Genomic DNA, 15,215 nt, shown 5'->3' on the forward strand with positions numbered 1-15,215 from the left:
GCGGTATGCCGCGCTCATCGCCGAGCAGCACTCGGTCAAACCGAAGATGACCGTACTCTCCCCCGCAGAGGACTCTCACGCATGCGCGAACCCCGCCGGGAAGATGCTTCCCGCCCCAATTTCGGCTCTGCCACGGAAATACCGGTCGCCATCATCGGCATCGGATGTCGGTTTCCCGGCGGGATCGACTCGGCGGACGCGTTGTGGCGTGCGCTCGCCGAGGAGCGCGATCTGGTGACCGAAGTCCCATCTCAACGGTGGGACGCCGACGCGATCTACGACCCCGAGCCCGGTGTGCCGGGCAAGCTGGCCTCGCGCTGGGGCGCCTTCATCGACGACGTCGCGGGCTTCGAACCGTCCTTTTTCGGGCTGACCGAACACGAGGCGGAGCGGATGGACCCGCAGTCCCGGCTGCTGCTGGAGACGGCGTGTGAGGCGCTGGAGCACGCCGGCCTCCCACCGCACGGCCTGAGCGGCTCGGCCATCGGCGTGTTCGCCGGTCACACCCAGGATGACTACCTCACCCTGTCCAACCGCGACGAGCCCGGCCGCTGGGACGCCCACAGCGTCATCGGCACCGACCGCTCGTCGGCCACCGGCCGGATCAGCTTCCTGCTCGGGCTGCGCGGCCCCGCCGTGACCCTCGACAGCTCCGGCTCGTCCTCTCTTGTCGCGGTCCATCTCGGCTGCCAGGCGCTCCGTACGGGCGAGGTCGACCTGGCGCTCGCCGGCGGCGTCACGCTCGATCTCACCCCGATGAGCGCCTTCACCTCCACGACGATGGGCACGCTGTCCCCGACCGGCCGGTGCGCCGCGTTCGGCGTGGACGCCGACGGGATCGTCGGCGGCGAGGGCTGCGGCATGGTGGCGCTGAAGCGCCTGCCCGACGCGATCGCCGACGGCGACCGGGTGCTCGCCGTCCTGCGCGCCACCGGCGTCAACCACCAGGGACGCGCCTCGGAGACGATGACCGGGCCCTCCTCGGAGGGACAGCGCCTGCTGCAGGAGGAGGTCCTCGTCAGGGCCGGCGTCGACCCGGCCGACGTCGGGCTCGTGGAGGCGGACGGCGCGGGCAGCCCGTCCGGGGACCCGGCCGAGTACGCCGCGCTGCGCGCCACCTACGGCGCGGGCGAGGAGGGCTGCGCGCTCGGGTCGGTCAAGACGAACCTCGGGCACTGCGAGGCGGCCGCCGGGGTGGCCGGGCTGATCAAGGCGGTGATGGCCGTCCGCCACGGGCAGGTCCCCGCGAACCTCCACTTCACCCGCTGGAACCCCCGGATCGAGCACGAGGGCGCCCGGCTGTTCGTGCCGACCGGCCTCATCTCGTGGCCGGTCGCCGCCGGCCCCCGGCTCGCGGCCGTCTCCTCTCACGGGTCCTCCGGCACCAACGCGCACGTCATCCTCGAACAGGCGCCCGCGCGGGAGCCCGTGCCCGTCGCCGAGCCGGAGCCGCGTCTCTATCCCCTCTCCGCCGGCTCCGAGGAGGCCCTCGCGGCCACGGCGGGCCGTGTGGCGGACTGGCTCGACAACGCCGGCGCGCCCCTGAGGGACGTCGGCCACACGCTCGCCCACCGGCGGGAGACACGTCTGCACCGCGCCGTGGTCAGCGCCACGTCACGTACCGAGCTCGTGGCCGGGCTCCGCCGGCTCGCCGCGGGCGGCGCAGACGCCGATGCCGACGGCGGCGTGTGGACCGGGACAAGCACGCGCCGCGCCCGTGGCCCGGTCTTCGTCTTCTCCGGTCAGGGCGCGGTCTGGCCTGGGCTGGGCCGGACGCTGCTGGCGGCCGAGCCCGCCTTCGCGGCGGCCGTGGACGAGCTGGAACCGGTCATCGCGGCCGAGGCCGGGTTCTCCGTGCGCGAGGCCCTTGACGCCGGTGAGGTGCCGACCGGCGCGCGGGAGACGCAGGTGCTGTTCGCCACACAGGTGGCCCTCGCGGCGGCCTGGCGGGCCCGGGGCGTCGAGCCGGTCGCGGTGATCGGGCACTCCGCAGGCGAGGTGGCGGCGGCCGTGGTGGCCGGGGCGCTGTCGCCGGCCGACGGCGCGAGGGTCGCCTGCCGGCTGTCGAACATCCTTGCCACCGTGCCGGACGACAGCGCCACGGCGCGCGTCTCACTCGCGTACGGGCAGGTACGCGCCCAGCTCACCGGGGGCGGCGTCGAGGACGTCACGGTCGCGGCCATCCCGTCCCCGTTCTCCACCGTCGTCGCCGGAGACGCCGGGCACGTACGCTCGCTCGTCGCCGCCTGGGGCGCCAAGGACGTGGCGGCGGAGATCGTCCCGGGCGACCCGTGCCTGGCCGGCGCGCGGGCCGAGGCGGTCGTACCGGAGCTGAAGGCGGTCCTCGCCGGGCTCGAACCACGCGAGCCGGACCTGAGCGTCTACGGGACCGTACTGGACGACCCGTACACCACACCGCCGTTCGACGCCGGTTACTGGGCGGACGTCGTACGCGGGCCGGTGCGCTTCGCCGCCGCCTGCGTGGCCGCGCTCGCCGACGGCCACCGCACGTTCGTCGAGGTGTCGCCGGACCCGCTGCTGTCCCCGGCCGTACGCGAGAACGCCCGGCGGATGGGACGCGACGCGACCGTCCTGCCGACGCTGACACGCGGCCGGGAGGATCCGTCCGGCCTGATGGGACAGGTCGCCACGGCGTACTGCGCGGGCGTCCCGGTCACCTGGCGCGAGCACGCCGAGGGCACGCTCGCCGACGTGCCGCTGCCGCTGTGGGCCAGGCGCCGGCTCTGGCTGCCGGAGTACCTCCGGCGCAAGCCCGGCACCGAGGGGCACCAGGGGCGTCCGCTGCTCGGCACGCACATCAGCCTGCCCGACGCCCCAGGCGAGCACCTCTGGCAGGCCGACGCGGGCACCGCGGCGTGGCCGTGGCTGCGCGACCACCGGGTCGAGGGCCGTCCGGCGATGCCCGGCGCCGGGTACGCGGAGATGGCGCTGGGCGTGGCCGCCGACCTGTTCGGCGAGCGCGCGCCGTGCGAGGTGCGCGACCTGGCCGTGCACACCACCGTGTTCCTCGACGAGCACACTCTCCTCACCACCCGCGCCGCCCGGCTCGCGCCGGAGACCGCGAGCGTGGAGTTCCTGGCCGAGATCGACGGGCGCGCGCAGTGCGTGGCCTCGGCCACCGTGCGCCTGCTGTCCGCCGAGCCGTCGCCGGGCTGGGTGGACCGGCCGGCCGCGATCACCGGCCGTGGAGGCGACCCCGTACCCGAGAGCGAGAACCCGCGCCACGGCCCGTCCTTCGCGGCGCTCGGCGCCATCCACGTGCCGGACCCCGAGGGCGACACCGTCATCGCCCGCATCGGGCTGCCGACCGGCCTGCGCGCCGCCGCCTGCGGGTTCCGCGCGCACCCCGTGCTGCTCCACGCCTGCCTGCGAGCGGTCGCGGCCCATCCGCGCCTGCGTGGGCAGGAGGTGGCCTTCGTGCCGCTGCGCGTCGGGAAGCTGCGCCGGCTCGGCGACACGCGGCACGCGACGTGGTGCGAGGCGCAGGTGCGGACGACCGGCGAGCACGGCGCGCGCGCCGACGTACGGCTGGTGGCCGAGGACGGCACCGTCGTCCTCGAACTCCTCGACGTACGGCTGGGCGCGGCGGTCCGCGACGCGTCGGCCGCGCGGGCCCGCGACCGCCTGCTGGCCATCGAGTGGGACGAGCTGCCCGCGCCCGGCCTGCCCACCACGGAGACCGGGGCCTGGCTGGTGCTGGCCGAAGAGGACGACCAGCTCGCCGACGCGCTCGCCGGCGCGCTCGGGTCCGCGCTCCTGGCCACGCCGCTGTCGTACCGCGACATGGGCGCCGAGACGGTACGGCGTCACCTCAGCGACCGGCACGGGCGCATCGTCATGCTCTGCCCGGCGCCGGTGGAGGCCGTCGGCGTCGAAACGGTCGAGCGCGCCCGCGACCGCGTACGCCGCCTGACCGACCTCGTGCGCACGCTCGCCGATGAGGGCACCGACCCGCGCCTGTACGTGGTGACACGCGAGGCGCGGATGCCACGCGGCACCGGCGCGCCCAACCTCGAACAGGCCCCGCTGCGCGCGGTGTGCCGGGTCGCCGGCGCGGAGCATCCCGGGCTCCGCGTGACGCACGTCGACGTGGACGCCGACGGCGGCGACCCCGCCGACCTGGTGGCCGAACTGCTCGCCGACTCCGCCGAGGACGAGATCGCCTGGCGCGGGGGCACGAGGTACGCCGCGCGGTTGCGCCGGGCGCCTCTCGGCACGGACGAGCGCCGTACCGCCGAGGCCCGCTGCGGGCAGGACGGGTTCGCCCCCGCCGTCCGTACGCTGGGCGACCTGGGCTCCTTCGAGCTCGTCACCGCACCCCGGCGGCCGCCCGGCCCCGGCGAGATCGAGATCCGGGTGCGCGCCGCGGGGCTCAGCTTCCGCGACGTACGTGCCGCCGCGGACCGTTCGCCCGGAGAGCCGGGGCCGTTCGGGCTCGACTGCGCCGGCGAGGTGGCCGCGGTCGGCGAGAACGTCACCGGCCTGGCGCCCGGCGACCGGGTGGCCGCCTTCGTCCCGGGCGCGATGGCCTCCTTCGTCACGCTGCCGGCCTGCGGGGCGTTCCGCGTACCGCCGGCGCTGTCCTACGAGGACGCGACGACGATCCCGGCCGCGTACCTGCTGGCCGGCCATGCCGTACGCCACCTCGCGCGGCTCCAGGAGGGCGAGCGCGTCCTCATCCACTCGGCGACCGGCGGCGTCGGCATGGCGGTCATCGCCCTGGCCCAGGCGGCCGGGGCACGCGTCCACGCGACGGCCGGCAACGACGAGCGCCGCGACCTGCTGCGCGCCATGGGCGTCGAGCGCGTCTACGACTCGCGCACGCTCGACTTCGCCGAGCAGGTGCGCGCCGACACCGGCGGGGAGGGCGTCGATGTCGTCATCAACTCGCTGGAGGGCATCGCCCTGCAGGCCGGCCTGGACCTCCTGCGCCCGGGCGGGCGCTTCATCGACGTCGGCGGTTCCTCCCGCGACCGGCTGCGGGTGTCGCCGCCCCTGCACAACGTCACGTTCGCCGGCGTCGACCTGGCCACCGCGGGCGACCGGCTGCCGACGCTGACCGGGACGCTGATGCGCGAGATCGGCGAGGACGTCGCGGCGGGCCGGATCCAGCCGCTGCCGCACACGGCGTACCCGATCGACGCCGTCGGCGACGCGTTCCAGGCCATGGCGGCGCGTTCGCACACGGGGAAACTGGTCATCGTCTTCCCGGTCGAGGGCACGGTGAAGGTGGTCGTGCCGCCCGCGCAGGTGCCGGTCGCCCGCCACGACGGCGCGTACGTCATCACCGGCGGGCTCGGCGGCCTCGGGCTGCTGCTCGCCCGGCACCTGGCCGAGAGCGGCGCCGGCCGCATCGTCCTGGGCGACCGCGACCGGCCGGCGGGAGAGGCCGGCCGGGTCATCGAGGCGCTCCGGAGAGCCGGCACCGACATCGGCCTGGTCCGCGGCGACCTGTCCGACCCCGCGACCGCGCCCAAGCTGATCGCCGCCGCGACCGCCACCGGCCTCCCGCTGCGGGGCGTCGCGCACGCCGCGGACGCCGCCGAGGAGGCGGCCATCAGCCGCATCGACGACGACCTCCTCGACCGCGTGTGGGCCCCGAAGGCCTTCGGAGCGTGGCATCTGTTCCGCGCGGGCGTCGGGCAGCCCCTCGACTGGTGGCTGTCCTTCTCCTCCTCCGCCGCGCTGATCGGCGATCAGGGCCAGGCCGCCTACGCCGCCGCGGACGGCTGGCTGGACGCCTTCACCGCCTTCGGCCGCGCCGGCGGCGTGCCCGTGCAGAGCATCAACTGGGGCGTACGCGCCGGCCAGCGGCGACATGGTCCGGCGCCGGTGAGCCCGGCGGACCGCGTCGCCGCCATCGACCTGGTCCTGCGCCACGACCGGCCACAGACGGGGTACCTGCCGTTCGACGACGCGCGGATGTTCATCGGCGAACGGGTGCGTACGACGCCGTTCTTCGCGGCCCTGACGAACCGCTCGGCCGGCGGGCCGCTGCTGCGGATCGACCTGCGAGCCGCCGACCCGGGCACGCGGCACACCCGGATCACCGAGTACATCGTCGCGCAGAGCAGCCGTATCCTGCGCCGGGACGAGGCGGAACTGGACCCGGACAGCCCGCTGACCGAGTCGGGCCTCGACTCGATGTCCGCGCTCGAACTCCGCTCCGGCATCGAACGCGGCCTCGGCATCCGGATCCCGGCCCAGGCGATCTGGGACCACGGCACCCCGGCCGCCCTGGCCGCCCACCTGGCCGCCCACATCGGCGACCGAACCTGACGGGCTACGGCGTGTACTCGGTGGCGGGGGTGGTCGCGTAGCGGGACATGACCTCGGTGACCGCCTCGTCGGTCATGGGGCGGCCGGAGGCGATCATGTCGCCCAGGTCGCGGAAGTACTGCACGTACAGGTCGGGCGTGAACGTGTTGAGCAGCACGGCCGGCTCGTCGCCCGGGTTGGCGAAGGTGTGCGGCGCCCCCGGCGGCACCATCACCAGCGTGCCGGCGCCCGCGTCGTGGCTCTCCTTCCCCACCGTGAAGCGGGCGGTGCCCGACACCACGTAGAACCCCTCGTCGTGCTGGGCGTGCCGGTGCTGCGGCGGCCCCTCGGTGTGCGGGGCGATCGTGATCTCGCCGAGGCCCAGGCGGTGACGGGTCGTGGTGCCGTCCTCCAGGATGCGCATCCTGATCGGTCCGGTGAACGTCACCTCGCCCTCGTCCGGCCCGACGACCGACACGCGGCAGATGTCCGCGGCGAACGCGAGGATCGCCGCCAGCAACCGCCCCGGAGTCTCGATCTGCGGGACGTGACCGGTGCCGGGAAGCAGTTCGAACCGCGCGCCCGGAATGGCCGCGGCGAACGCGCGGCCGTAGTCCGGGTCCACGATCCGGTCGCTCTCGCCCCACACGACCAGTGTCGGCAGGCCGGCATCCGCGAGCCGGCCGCGCAGGCTCGTGTCGGTCATCGTCGCGCCGTAGACGGCCAGCGTGGCGCGGTTGCCGGCCATGACCTGCCGCTGCGCGCCGGTCATCGCGGACGGGTCGATCCGGAACCGGTCCGGGTCGTGGTAGCTGAGCCGGGCCACGTCGTCCAGCGTGAGCGAGAAGAAGTCGGCCACGGGGTGGTCCGCGACGTCGATGCCGACCGCGTCGACCAGGACCATGCCGCTCACGCGCGGCGACCGGAGCAGCGCGATCTCGGCGGCGATCCAGCCGCCGATCGAGTTGCCGACCACGGTGACGTCGGTGAGGTCGAGCGTGTCGAGCAGCGCGACGTAGAGGGCGGCGAGGTCGCGCGGGCTCGTCAGGGCCTCGGGGCGCGGGGTGGCGTCGAAGCCGGGGTGGACCGGGGCGATCACCCGGGCGGACTCGGCGAGCAGGCCGGCGAAGCCGTTGACCGACTGCGGGCCGGCGCCGCCGTGCAGCAGCAGGACGGCCCGTCCCCGGCCCTGGTCGGTGATGGTGAGCTCGACGGCGCCGATGCCGTCGACGGTGAGGTGCGTCGTCATGCGTGTCACTCCCATGGAACAGAGGCTGATACAAGGAAGCTTACATAAACAACCTTAGATAAGAAAGCTTAGTTAAGGATCCTGTGTCGACCGCGTAGGATTCCGGGCATGACCCGTCAGGAAGTGGCTCTGCTCGTCAAGCGGCTCCAGCACCGGCACCACCGGGAGCTCACGGCCGCCCTGGCCCCCCTCGGCGTCTCCCTGCCGCAGTGGGACACTCTGCGCCACCTGGGCCGCAACCCCGGCGCCTCGCTGCACGACCTCGCGCAGCTCACCTTCCAGACCGACCAGTCCTTCGGCTCCCTCGCCGCCCGGATGGCCGAACGCGGCCTCATCGAGCGCGTCCCCGGGCCGGGCCGCGCCGTACGCCACCGCCTCACCGAAAAGGGGGAGGAGCTGTGGAAAGCGGGCGACGTCCTGGCCGGGAAGGTCATGGACGAGTCGCTCGGAGCGCTGACCGCGGACCAGGTCGACCAGCTCGGCGCCCTGCTCGGCAGGGTCCTGGCTCAGTCGTCCGGAGAGTCGTAAGTGGGGTCGATGGACTCGGGGGCGAGGCCGAGCAGGTCGGCGACCTCCTCGACCACGACGTCGCGGACCAGGCGTGCGCGGTCGCGTTCGTCGTCCCCGCCCCGCGCCTCGACCGGCCGGCGGTAGACCACGATCCGCGGCGGGCGGCCCTTCTCGGCCGGGATGAGGCGGCTGAGGGGTACGGCGTCGAGGTCGAGGGCGAGCGGGTCGATCGCGGGAACCTCTTCCACCGCGAACTCCACGCCGGCCAGTTGCTCGCTCCAGCGCTGTTCGAGCCGGTGGGCCTCTTCGCGCACGAGGTCGTCGAAGCGTTCGGCGCGCGTGCGGGAGATCGGCGCCTCCGCCGGTGCGAGCGGCCCGCGCATTCCGCGGCCACGGCGGTCACGACGGCGCGTGCCGGAGCCTCCTGTCACGCGTGATCGCACATCTTCGAGCATAGTCCGCCCGAATCGTCCTGGGGGGCGGAGACGGCCGGACCGCCCGTACGAGCTGTCCTTGATCACGTTTGTCTCCTCCGGGGTCGGCTCATCCCGGGATACCCGGCACGGCCGCCCGCGACGATTTCTCGGCGGTGCCCGTCCTGTCACCGAGGAGACGGGGCCGGTGGCCCGGCCGACGCCCGCTCCGCTCGTACGGGGCCTGCCGCGATAAAGATCCGTTATGCGAATTGGTGCCTGAAATACGGCGACACGAAGTGAGGATAGTGGCGCGGGTGTGGGGGGAGGGGATACGTTCCCGTCGTGAGCCCCGTCCGCATCTGCTCCCGCACCGCGTGCAAGCAGTCTGCTGTCTATACGCTCACGTACGTCTACGCCGACTCGACCGCTGTTCTCGGCCCGCTGGCTGCGTACGTCGAGCCGCACTGTTATGACCTGTGCGCCGAGCACGCGGAGCGCCTGACCGCGCCCATGGGCTGGGAGCTCGTACGACTCCCCGCCGAGGAGTCCGAGCCGAGCAGTGACGACCTCGAGGCGCTCGCCAACGCCGTACGCGAGGCCGCCAAGCCGGCCGCCCCGCGACAGGAGCCGGTCGGCCAGGGCACCGAGGTCGGCAGACGCGGCCACCTACGGGTTCTCCGCTCGGACACGCCCCGCAAGCCCTGATCCGCTTCCCGGTAGGCTCTCGATACACCGTGCCGGAAGCAAGGGGCCAGGAGTGAGTGACCTCACCAAGATCTTCAAGGCGTACGACATCCGGGGCGTCGTCCCCGACGAGCTGGACGAGGGGATCGCCGAGGCCGTCGGCGCCGCCTTCGTACGCGTGACGGGCGCCCGGGCGATCGTGACCGCGCACGACATGCGCGCCTCGTCCGGCCCGCTGTCCGCGGCGTTCGCCCGCGGAGCCACGTCGCAGGGCGCCGACGTGATCGAGGCGGGGCTCGGCTCCACCGACATGCTCTATTACGCCAGCGGCAGCCTCGACCTTCCCGGCGCGATGTTCACCGCCAGCCACAACCCCGCGCAGTACAACGGCATCAAGCTGTGCCGTACGGGTGCCAAGCCGGTCGGCCGCGACACCGGCCTGACCGAGATCCGCGAGATGCTCGAGGCCGGTGTGCCCGCCTTCGACGGCCCGGCCGGCACGGTCACGCAGAAGGACCTGCTGTCCGGCTACGCCGAGCACCTGAAGACCCTGGTCGACCTGTCCGCGATCCGCCCGCTGAAGGTCGTCGTCGACGCGGGCAACGGAATGGGCGGCCACACGGTCCCGGTGGTGTTCGAGGGCCTGCCGATCGACCTCATCTCGCTCTACTTCGAGCTCGACGGCACCTTCCCCAACCACGAGGCCAACCCGATCGAGGCGGCCAACATCGTCGACCTGCAGGCGGCGGTGCTCGAGCACGGCGCCGACGTCGGGCTCGCCTTCGACGGCGACGCCGACCGCTGCTTCGTCGTGGACGAGCGCGGCGAGCCGGTGGCGCCCTCGACCGTGACCGCGCTGGTCGCCGTGCGCGAGCTCGCCAAGCACGGCGCGGGCCGGATCGTGCACAACCTGATCACCTCGCGGGGCGTGCCGGAGATCGTCCGCGAGCACGGCGGCGAGCCGATCCGCACGCGCGTCGGGCACTCCTTCATCAAGCAGACGATGGCCGAGACCGGCGCCATGTTCGGCGGCGAGCACTCCGGCCACTACTACTTCCGCGACTTCTGGTTCGCCGACTCCGGCATGCTCGCCGCGATGCACGTTCTGGCCGCCCTCGGCGGGCAGGACCGGCCGCTGTCGGAGCTGCTGGCCGAGTTCACGCGTTACAACGCGTCCGGCGAGATCAACAGCAAGGTGTCCGACCAAGAGGGCACGATGGCCGCCGTGCGTGCGGAGTTCGAGGGCCGTCCGGGCGTGACGATCGACGAGCTCGACGGGCTCACGGTCGGCCACGACGACTGGTGGTTCAACCTGCGGCCGTCCAACACCGAGCCGCTGCTCCGGCTCAACGCCGAGGGCGACGGCGAGGACGCGATGGCCGCCGTGCGCGACGAGGTGCTCGAAATCGTGCGAAAGGGAAACGAATGAAGATCGACTCCTGGCTTCTGGAGATCCTCGCCTGCCCCAACTGCCGGGGCGAGCTGAAGACCGACGACGCCGCGGACGAGCTCGTCTGCACCGGCACCTGCAAGTACGCCTACCCGGTCCGTGACGACATCCCGGTCCTGCTCGTGGACGAGGCCAGGACGCCTGCATGACGCGCGTCCGCACCGGAGGGCCGGCGCGAGGATGAGCTTCTCCGAGCCCGACTACGGCCGCCTCGACGATCCTGAGGCGCTGGCCGAGGCGGACCCGGGCGAGATGCTGCGTCACGTCGCCTCGGCGGCCGCACAGGTCCGTGAGGCCCAGCTCCTGGCCACCGAGGCCGGCGTCGAGCGCATCGCCGTGGGCGGGCGCCCGCGGGCCGTCGTGGTGGCCGGGATGGGCGGTTCGGGCATCGCGGGCGGAGTGCTCGCCGCGGTCTGCGGCCTGGGCTGCCCGGTGCCGATCACGACCGTGCACGGCTACCGCCTGCCGGGCTGGGTCGGCGCGGCCGACCTGGTGATCGCGATCTCCCGGTCCGGGGCGACCGAGGAGACGCTCGGCGTCGCGGCCGACGCCGCGCGCCGTGGCTGCCGGCTGCTGTGCGTCGGCGCGAACGGCTCGCCGCTCGCCGAGATCGCCGTACAGTCCGGCGCGGTGTTCGTCCCGGTGGCGCCCGCCGCGCAGACCCGCGCGGCCCTCTGGGGGCTGGCCGTCCCGCCGCTGCTGGCCGCGGGCGCGCTCGGCCTGGCCCAGGTGCCGCCTCCGGTGCTGGAGCGCACCGCCGAGCGCCTGGAGGAGATGAGCCACCTGTGCCGCCCGGCCAGCGAGTCGTTCGTCAACCCGGGAAAACAGACCGCGGTGGACCTCGCCGGCTCGATCCCGCTGATCTGGGGCACCTCGCCGCTGACGGGCGTGGTGGCCGACCGGTTCGCCGCCCAGCTCGCGATAAACGCGAAATATCCCGCTATAGCGGGCGAGCTGCCTGAGGCCGGCCACGACCAGGTGCTGACCCTCGACGGGCCCTTCGCCGTCTCCGGCGCCGGCGAGGACGACTTCTTCCGCGACCGCGTGGACGAGCCGGAGGCCACCCGACTGCGCCTGGTCGTCATCCGCGACACCGAGGAGCACCCGCAGGTGACCCGCCGGCGCGAGGCCTCCATCGAGATCGCGGACGAGCGCGGCGTGCCGGTGACCCAGCTGAGCGCCCAGGGCGAGCACCCGCTCGAACGCCTCGCCGGGCTGATCGCCCACGTCGACTACGCGAGTGTCTATCTGGCCCTGGCCCTCGGCGCGGATCCGACGCCCGTACCCGCCATCCAGGAACTCAAAGTGAGGATCACATGAAGCCCTCCGCAGACCGGAGCGACCGTGAGTGCTGAGGGCGGTTCCAAGGCGATCGCCGCGGCGCTCGGCGCCAACCTCGGCATCGCCCTGGCCAAGTTCGTGGCGTTCGCCTTCACGGGGTCGGCCTCGATGATGGCCGAAGGCGTGCACTCCATCGCCGACTCCGGCAACCAGGGCCTGCTCATCCTCGGCCGCAGCCGTTCCCGGCGCGCCGAGACGAGCCGTCACCCCTTCGGGTACGGCCGCGAGCGTTTCTTCTACGCCTTCATCGTCGCCGTCGTCCTGTTCACGGTCGGCGCCCTCTTCTCGCTGTACGAGGGCTGGCACAAGATCAGCGACCCGCACGACATCGACGACCCGATCTGGGCGTTCGGCGTCCTCGGCCTCGGCATCCTGCTGGAGGGCTACTCCTTCCGTACGGCGATCAAGGAATCGAACCTGACCCGCGGAAAGCAGAGCTGGGTCACCTACATCCGCCGGGCGCGGGCACCCGAGCTGCCGGTCGTGATCCTGGAGGACTTCGCCGCGCTGATCGGGCTCGTCGTCGCCCTCGTCTGCGTCGGCCTGGCCGTGATCACGGGTGACGGTGTCTGGGACGGCGTGGGCTCGGTCGTGATCGGCCTGCTGCTGGCGTTCGTCGCGATCGTGCTCGCGGTGGAGACCAAGAGCATGCTCATCGGCGAGTCCGCGGTCGGCGAGATCGAGAAGAAGATCGTCGCCGAGCTGGAGTCGGTGGAGGAGATCGACCGGGTCATCCACCTGCGGACGCTGCACATCGGACCGGAGGAGCTCCTGGTCGCGGTGAAGATCGCGGTGACCTCCGACGACACCGCCGCCGAGGTGGCCAGGGGGATCGACGCCGCCGAGAGCCGCATCCGCGAGGCCGTGCCCGAGGCTCGCCACATCTACATCGAGCCGGACCTCGACCGCGCCCGGAGCAGGCCCGAGAACGCCGGCTGACCCCGCCTACTCCTCGGCGCCGCCGGGGGTGACCAGGCCGGACTCGTACGCGAGGACCACCGCTTGGGCGCGGTCGCGCAGGCCGAGCTTGGTGAAGACCCGGGCGACGTGGGTCTTCACCGTGTGCTCGCTCACCACGAGGCGCGCGGCGATCTCGCCGTTGGACAGGCCGGCCGCGATCAGGCCCAGCACCTCGGTCTCGCGGGCGGTCAGCGTCGCCAGCGCCGGTGCGGGCCGGGGCCGCGCCCTGCGCTGGCGCGCGAACTCCCGGATCAGCCGTCCCGTCACCTGCGGCGCCAGCAGGGCGTCGCCGCGCGCCACCACGCGTACCGCCGACACCAGGTCCTCCGCGGTCGAGTCCTTCAGCAGGAACCCGCTGGCCCCGGCCGACAGGGCCTCGTACACGTACTCGTCCACGTCGAACGTCGTCAGCACCAGCACACGCGTCGCGGCGTTGGCCGGGTCGGCGAGGATCCGCCGGGTCGCGTCGATGCCGTCCATCTCCGGCATGCGGATGTCCATGAGGACGACGTCGGGACGATGGGCCTCGGCGAGCCGTACCGCCTCCCGGCCGTTACCTCCCTGGGCGACGACGTCGATGTCGGGCTGGGCGGCGAGGAGTGCGGCGAAACCGGCGCGCACGATCGTCTGGTCGTCGGCGATCAGCACTCGGATCATGGACGCCGATTCTGGCCTACCGGAAGCTCGGCCTGCACGGCGAATCCGCCCTCTGTACGCGGACCTGCGGCGAAGCGCCCGCCGAGCATCGTGGCCCGCTCGCGCATGCCCACGAGCCCGTGCCCCATCATCTTGGTCCCGTCCACCGAGGTGACCGGGGGCCCGGACGAGCCGTCGTCGGTCACCCGTACGGCGAGGCGGTCGCCGAGGTAGTTGAGGTCGACCCGCACCCGCGAGCCGGGCGCGTGCCGCCGGGCGTTCGTCAGCGCCTCCTGGACGATGCGGTACGCCGACAGCTCGATGGTCGTGGACAGCGGCCGTACCGCGCCGTGCACGTTGAGCTGGGCGTCGCCGCCGGCGCCCCGGTGGCTGTCGATGAGCTCGCCGAGGCGGTCGAGGCGCGGCTGCGGCGTCACCTCGGGCTCGGCGCCCGGGTCGGCGCGCAGCACGCTCAGCAGCCGCCGCATCTCCTCCAGTGCCTCGCGCGCCGCGCCGGCCACCTCGGCGAAGCCCTTCTTCGCCTCGGGGGACAGGTCGCGCATCGTGTACGGCGCGGTCTCCGCCTGTACGGCGATCATCGAGACCGAGTGCGCGACGACGTCGTGCAGCTCACGCGCGATGCGGGCGCGCTCGCGCAGGACCGCCTGCTCGTGCTGGACGGCGTTGAGGCGCGTCAGGGTCTCGCTGTTGCGCTCGCGCTCCTCGTCCATGCTCGCCTCGGCCGTCTCGACCGTACGGCGGGCGTCGCCGAGCCCGAGGGCGGCGACGACGGCGACCAGGGAGGCCGGCCAGGGGATGGCGTCCAGGCTGCCGGAGGCGAGGTAGACGACGCCCACGGCCACGACGCTGCCGACGCCGAGCACGCCGGTGGACTGGCGCGGCAACTGCTGGGCCAGCAGGAACAGCGTGCAGAGTGCGGCGAAGGCGGTCATGGCGAGCAGCGTCTGACCGGACAGCAGGCTCGCGGCGAACGCGGCGAGCGTGATGGCCGCGGCCGGCCGCAGCGACTCGCGCCGGAACATCAGCGGAGCCGTCGAGGCGACCGCGAACGCCCCCTGGAGGCTCACCGCCTGCAGGTGGTGCAGCGGGAGCTCGAACAGGGCGGCCAGCGCGAGCACCGCGCCGGTGACCGGCCCGTACCACCAGGAGGTGCCGAACCGGCGCCAAGCGTGCGCCCAGCGCAGCAATGGCGGCGTACGAGGGGCCGGCGCCGGGGGGCCCGGCCGCGCGTACATCGTCCCGCCGGGGGAGACGTGCGAGGGGGCGGGCGGCGCGCTCCGGCCGTACAGGGTGGCCACGAGACGGCTCGTGAGCGGGCGGAAGAGCTTGCCGATCGCGGTGAGGATCCACAGGAGGACCTGGCCGACGGCCGTGACCACCTGAGCTGCCAGGCGCCACGCCGCGGGTCCGGCTTCCTGGAGGAAGTCAGGTTTGTCGCTAGTCACCCTTTATCTTGACCCCCCGACGGCCATGCTCGCCTCACCGTACGGAGCGATTTCCCCATCCTTGCGACCGGTGTCATGTCCACCTGGAGGACGATGCCAGGTCCCTCCCTCAGGGGGACGCGGTCCGGCGGGTACGCGGCGTAGTTTTTCACTGTGACAAGGGCGGCCGCGCCTCTGTTCTTAGGGGGTCCGGAGGCGTCGGCTTCCCTGGTCCGCCATCCGGC

The 15,215-nt window shown here is 73.4% G+C and carries 11 protein-coding genes; 7 read left to right on the forward strand and 4 right to left on the reverse strand.

Annotation, left to right across the window (positions count from 1 at the left end; genetic code table 11):
- Positions 1-81: 81 nt before the first annotated feature.
- Complete coding sequence (locus QWU11_RS23265) at positions 82-6,300, forward strand: type I polyketide synthase (protein ID WP_290116438.1); 6,219 nt, start codon at positions 82-84, stop codon at positions 6,298-6,300.
- 4 nt (positions 6,301-6,304) lie between these two features.
- Here the strand turns inward: QWU11_RS23265 and QWU11_RS23270 are convergent, their stop codons facing one another.
- Positions 6,305-7,543 (reverse strand): alpha/beta fold hydrolase, encoded by a 1,239-nt coding sequence (locus QWU11_RS23270; protein ID WP_290116440.1) that lies wholly within the window; start codon positions 7,541-7,543, stop codon positions 6,305-6,307.
- Between the two features lie 93 nt (positions 7,544-7,636).
- On the opposite strand from QWU11_RS23270, the gene QWU11_RS23275 reads away from it, so the two are divergent.
- Positions 7,637-8,056, forward strand: coding sequence for a MarR family transcriptional regulator (locus QWU11_RS23275; protein ID WP_290116441.1), 420 nt, complete (start codon positions 7,637-7,639; stop codon positions 8,054-8,056).
- Here QWU11_RS23275 and QWU11_RS23280 read toward each other — a convergent pair.
- Positions 8,035-8,421: a metallopeptidase family protein gene (locus QWU11_RS23280; RefSeq protein ID WP_290116645.1), complete on the reverse strand. Its 387-nt coding sequence runs from the start codon at positions 8,419-8,421 to the stop codon at positions 8,035-8,037. The genes QWU11_RS23275 and QWU11_RS23280 overlap by 22 nt on opposite strands.
- Before the next feature lie 375 nt (positions 8,422-8,796).
- Here QWU11_RS23280 and QWU11_RS23285 point away from each other — a divergent pair, with 375 nt between their 5' ends.
- Genes QWU11_RS23285 through QWU11_RS23305 form a run of 5 tightly spaced genes read left to right on the forward strand, consistent with a single transcriptional unit; the run spans position 8,797 to position 12,868 of the window.
- The gene (locus QWU11_RS23285; RefSeq protein WP_290116442.1) at positions 8,797-9,159 is read left to right on the forward strand and encodes a DUF3499 domain-containing protein; all 363 of its coding nucleotides are present in this window, start codon (positions 8,797-8,799) and stop codon (positions 9,157-9,159) included.
- 52 nt (positions 9,160-9,211) lie between these two features.
- Complete coding sequence (locus QWU11_RS23290) at positions 9,212-10,567, forward strand: phosphomannomutase/phosphoglucomutase (RefSeq protein WP_290116444.1); 1,356 nt, start codon at positions 9,212-9,214, stop codon at positions 10,565-10,567.
- Positions 10,564-10,737: a Trm112 family protein gene (locus QWU11_RS23295; protein ID WP_290116445.1), complete on the forward strand. Its 174-nt coding sequence runs from the start codon at positions 10,564-10,566 to the stop codon at positions 10,735-10,737. The genes QWU11_RS23290 and QWU11_RS23295 overlap by 4 nt, the downstream gene beginning before the upstream one ends.
- 31 nt (positions 10,738-10,768) lie before the next feature.
- A complete protein-coding gene (locus tag QWU11_RS23300) occupies positions 10,769-11,908 on the forward strand; it encodes an SIS domain-containing protein (protein WP_290116446.1) in 1,140 nt (379 codons plus the stop codon).
- 24 nt (positions 11,909-11,932) lie between these two features.
- Entirely contained in the window at positions 11,933-12,868 is a 936-nt protein-coding gene (locus QWU11_RS23305) for a cation diffusion facilitator family transporter (protein WP_290116447.1), read from the forward strand.
- A 6-nt stretch (positions 12,869-12,874) separates the two neighbouring features.
- Here the strand turns inward: QWU11_RS23305 and QWU11_RS23310 are convergent, their stop codons facing one another.
- Together QWU11_RS23310 and QWU11_RS23315 are read right to left on the reverse strand one after the other, a co-directional pair.
- Complete coding sequence (locus tag QWU11_RS23310) at positions 12,875-13,546, reverse strand: response regulator transcription factor (protein WP_290116448.1); 672 nt, start codon at positions 13,544-13,546, stop codon at positions 12,875-12,877.
- Positions 13,543-14,991 (reverse strand): sensor histidine kinase, encoded by a 1,449-nt coding sequence (locus QWU11_RS23315; RefSeq protein WP_290116449.1) that lies wholly within the window; start codon positions 14,989-14,991, stop codon positions 13,543-13,545. Before QWU11_RS23315 ends, QWU11_RS23310 begins: the two co-directional genes overlap by 4 nt.
- Positions 14,992-15,215 lie beyond the last annotated feature (224 nt).

Source organism: Actinomadura sp. DC4, assembly GCF_030406325.1.
Taxonomy (GTDB): Bacteria; Actinomycetota; Actinomycetes; order Streptosporangiales; family Streptosporangiaceae; genus Actinoallomurus.

Coding starts and splice junctions, on each gene's coding strand:
- QWU11_RS23265 (WP_290116438.1), top strand. CDS start 82: ATGCGCGAACCCCGCCGGGAAGATGCTTCCCGCCCCAATTTCGGCTCT.
- QWU11_RS23270 (WP_290116440.1), bottom strand. CDS start 7,543: ATGGGAGTGACACGCATGACGACGCACCTCACCGTCGACGGCATCGGC.
- QWU11_RS23275 (WP_290116441.1), top strand. CDS start 7,637: ATGACCCGTCAGGAAGTGGCTCTGCTCGTCAAGCGGCTCCAGCACCGG.
- QWU11_RS23280 (WP_290116645.1), bottom strand. CDS start 8,421: ATGCGCGGGCCGCTCGCACCGGCGGAGGCGCCGATCTCCCGCACGCGC.
- QWU11_RS23295 (WP_290116445.1), top strand. CDS start 10,564: ATGAAGATCGACTCCTGGCTTCTGGAGATCCTCGCCTGCCCCAACTGC.
- QWU11_RS23300 (WP_290116446.1), top strand. CDS start 10,769: ATGAGCTTCTCCGAGCCCGACTACGGCCGCCTCGACGATCCTGAGGCG.
- QWU11_RS23310 (WP_290116448.1), bottom strand. CDS start 13,546: ATGATCCGAGTGCTGATCGCCGACGACCAGACGATCGTGCGCGCCGGT.